Raw genomic sequence first — 3,354 nt, 5'->3', positions numbered from 1 at the left:
ATTCGGATTATGCCGACCTTAGCGTTATGCCGACCTCTTCGCGTGGCTCCTGCTCAGCGGGCTGTTTGGACCCGATTTGTCGGCATAATCACAGGGCCTCGGCCATCCTTCTTGCATCGGTATCCATAAGAAGGAGGAAGACATGGGCATCCCGGCAACCAAGGTCAGCAAGGTCCGCATGACGGGGCCGTTGGCTCCGTTCGCGTCTGCTTTCAGATCCAAGTTGAAGGATCTGGGCTATGCGCCGTTAACGATAGCCAGTGAGCTGAGGATGGCGGCCGACTGGAGCCGCTGGCTTCAGGAACGGTCATTGTCAGCAGCGGACGTGACGAGCGTTCTGGTCGGCCAGTTCGTCTCGGAGAGACGATCCGCAGGACGCATTTCCCCGTATCCGCCCCGCGTCTTCAACACAATGATCGAGATCCTCGTGGAACGGGGCGTGGTCCAGGCCGGGACCGAGGCACCCGTGCCTGGCTCACCGGTCGATGTACTGCTTGGCTCGTTCGACAGGTTCCTGCTTGCGGAGCGGGGGCTGGCCCGGTGCACGGCGACCGCTTATGTGTTGCGGGCCCGCCGTTTTCTGGCCCAGCAGGTGCCATCGGACGTCCTGGCTGATCTGAAGGCCAAGGATGTGACCGATGCCGTGCGCGCCGAAGCAGCGATGGTCTCGGTCGGTTCCACCCAATTCTTCGTGGTGGCCGTGCGCTCGTTCCTGCGCTTTTGTTTCATCGAGGGACTGATCCCGGCCGACCTTTCGGGAGCGGCCCTGACCATTACCGGACGCCGCCGCTCACCCTTGGCTGCGGGGATCACCACCGCCGACACGCGGAGGCTCCTTGGTACCTGTGACCGGCGGGGACGTGATGGGCGCAGGGACTATGCCATCTTGCTCATCCTCCTCCGCCTGGGCCTGCGGGCCAGTGAGGTCGCCGCGCTCAGCCTCGAAGACATCGACTGGCGCGCCGGGTTGATCGTGGTCCATGGCAAGGGCAGCCGTGATGACCGGCTGCCTCTTCCTGTTGATGTGGGCCAGGCGATCACCGGCTACCTCCAGCGGGGACGCCCGCGAACGCTTCATCGGGAAGTCTTCGTCAGGTCTTTGGCACCCCTTGAAGCGCTGGGCCGGGGCGGGATCTCCACAGTCGTCCGCCGCGCCTGCCAGCGGGCCGGACTCGCCCCGATCGGTGCCCACCGCCTGCGCCATACCCTTGCCTGTGAGATGGTCAATTCCGGCGTTCCTCTGACCGAGATCGCCCAAGTGCTCCGCCACCGGAGCCTGGAGAGCACCGCCCTCTACGCCCGTCTGGACATAGATGGTCTCCGTGCACTGGCCCGGCCATGGCCAGGAGGTGAGCGGTGATGGTCGACCTCGTCGGCCACGTCCGGGACTATCTGGAACTGCGGCGCGCTCTGGGCTTCAAACTCGTTTTCGAAGGCTACGTTCTTCCCCGCTTGGCAAACTTCATCGAGGCCTCGGGTGCCGGCACCCTAACGACCGAGCTAGCCATCTCATGGGCGTGCCAGCCGGAGGATGTCCAACCCATCACCTTGGCCCACCGGCTCGGAGCGGCCCGCGGGTTCGCCCGCTATCTGAAGACCATCGACCCGGCAACGGAAATCCCTCCGCTGGACGTTTTCGGGACGCACCGGCAACGTCCCACACCCTATCTGTGGTCCAAAGACGAGATCGCAGCACTACTTGAAGCGACCCTTCAGATCCGTCCGGAACTGCGGGCCCTCACCCACGAAACCCTGTTTGGCCTCATTGCTGTCACAGGGCTGCGGCTCGGGGAGGCAGCCGGGCTCCTACGCGAGGACGTCAACCTCACCGACGGCATACTCACCGTCACGGAGGCAAAGTTCGACAGGACCAGATTGATCCCCCTTCATCCGAGTACGACGGCAGCCCTGGCCTCCTACGCCCAACGCCGGGACAGGCTCTGTCCCGCACCACAGACGGCCGCGTTCTTCCTCTCGCACGCGGGGACCATGCTTCGCGTCAAAGGCGTTGATGCAACGTTCAATAACATCACGACCGGGATTGGGCTACGCACCGCCACCGTGAAGCCGCGCATCCACGATCTCAGACACACTTTCGCCGTCCAAACGCTCATCGATTGGCACCGGACCGGAGCTGATATCGGAGCCGGCGTGCCTGTCTTATCGACCTATCTCGGCCACGTCAGCCCGGCGGGCACCTACTGGTACCTCTCCGCCGCCCCAGAGCTCATGGCGTTAGCCGCCGAACGGCTCGACCGCCGATTCGGGGCCCAATCATGACTGCCTTGGCTCCCACGCTTCAGGCATTCTTCACTGACCGACTCCTTGGCCAGCGTGGCGCCAGCCCGCACACGATCGATGCCTACCGGACCACCTTCCGACTCCTGCTCGGCTATGCCAGCGACAAACTACACAAGCCACCCAGTGGACTCGATCTCGGTGAGCTCGACGCCCCTCTCGTCGCCGCTTTTCTGGCTCACCTTGAAACGGCCCGGCACAACACCGTGCGGACCCGCAACAACCGGCTGGCTGCCATCCACTCGCTCTTCACCTACGCGGCCCTGCGCCACCCGGAACACGCGGCCTCGATCCAACGGGTGCTCTCCATCGGGCCCAAACGCTTCGACACCAACCTCGTGACGTTCCTCAGCGAAGCCGAAGTCAACGCACTCCTGAACGCGTGCAACAAAGACACCTGGACCGGGCGGCGCGACCACACCATGATCCTTCTGGCCATCCAGACCGGGTTGCGGATCTCGGAACTGACCGGGCTCACGTGCGCCGATGTGTCACTGGGACCCGGGGCTAACATCCACTGCATCGGGAAGGGACGCAAGGAGCGCCGCACCCCGCTCACACCCTCCACCGTCGGTGTTCTTCGAGCATGGCTGCGTGAACGCGGTGGGTCACCAGAGGATCCGCTATTCCCCACAAGCACCGGCAAGAAACTCAGTCGTGACGCCATCGAACACCGGATCACCCACTACACCGCCACAGCAGGAGCAACCTGCCCATCAATGAGAATCAAGCACGTCACCACCCACACCCTGCGCCATACAGCGGCGATGCGGCTTCTGCTCTCCGGGGTGGACGTGACGGTCATCGCGCTCTGGCTCGGGCATTCACAGATCTCCTCAACCAACGCCTATCTGCACGCAGACATGTCGCAAAAGGAACGAGCCATCGCCCGCGTCACACCTCCGGACACCGCCCCTGGCCGCTATCGTCCTCACGACCCGGTCCTGGCCTTCCTCGAGGCCCTGTGATTATGCCGACAAATCCGGTCCAAACAGCCCGCTGAGCAGGAGCCACGCGAAAAGGTCGGCATAACGCGAAGGTCGGCATAATCCGAAT

3 protein-coding genes are annotated in these 3,354 nt (G+C 63.7%); all 3 read left to right on the top strand.

From position 1 onward, the window contains the following. Positions 1–142 precede the first annotated feature (142 nt). From ACZY1F_RS21220 to ACZY1F_RS21210, 3 genes are read left to right on the top strand one after another with little or no spacing between them, the layout of a single operon-like run. Entirely contained in the window at positions 143–1,360 is a 1,218-nt protein-coding gene (locus tag ACZY1F_RS21220) for a site-specific integrase (protein ID WP_463944399.1), read from the top strand. After that, entirely contained in the window at positions 1,360–2,280 is a 921-nt protein-coding gene (locus tag ACZY1F_RS21215; RefSeq protein WP_463944398.1) for a tyrosine-type recombinase/integrase, read from the top strand. The genes ACZY1F_RS21220 and ACZY1F_RS21215 overlap by 1 nt, the downstream gene beginning before the upstream one ends. After that, a complete protein-coding gene (locus tag ACZY1F_RS21210; protein ID WP_252610259.1) occupies positions 2,277–3,266 on the top strand; it encodes a tyrosine-type recombinase/integrase in 990 nt (329 codons plus the stop codon). Before ACZY1F_RS21215 ends, ACZY1F_RS21210 begins: the two co-directional genes overlap by 4 nt. Positions 3,267–3,354: the final 88 nt, after the last annotated feature.

The sequence above is a fragment of the Pseudarthrobacter xylosi genome, from assembly GCF_055412765.1.
Note: the sequence above shows the minus strand (reverse complement) of the source record. Positions and strands in the feature narration are given on the sequence as shown.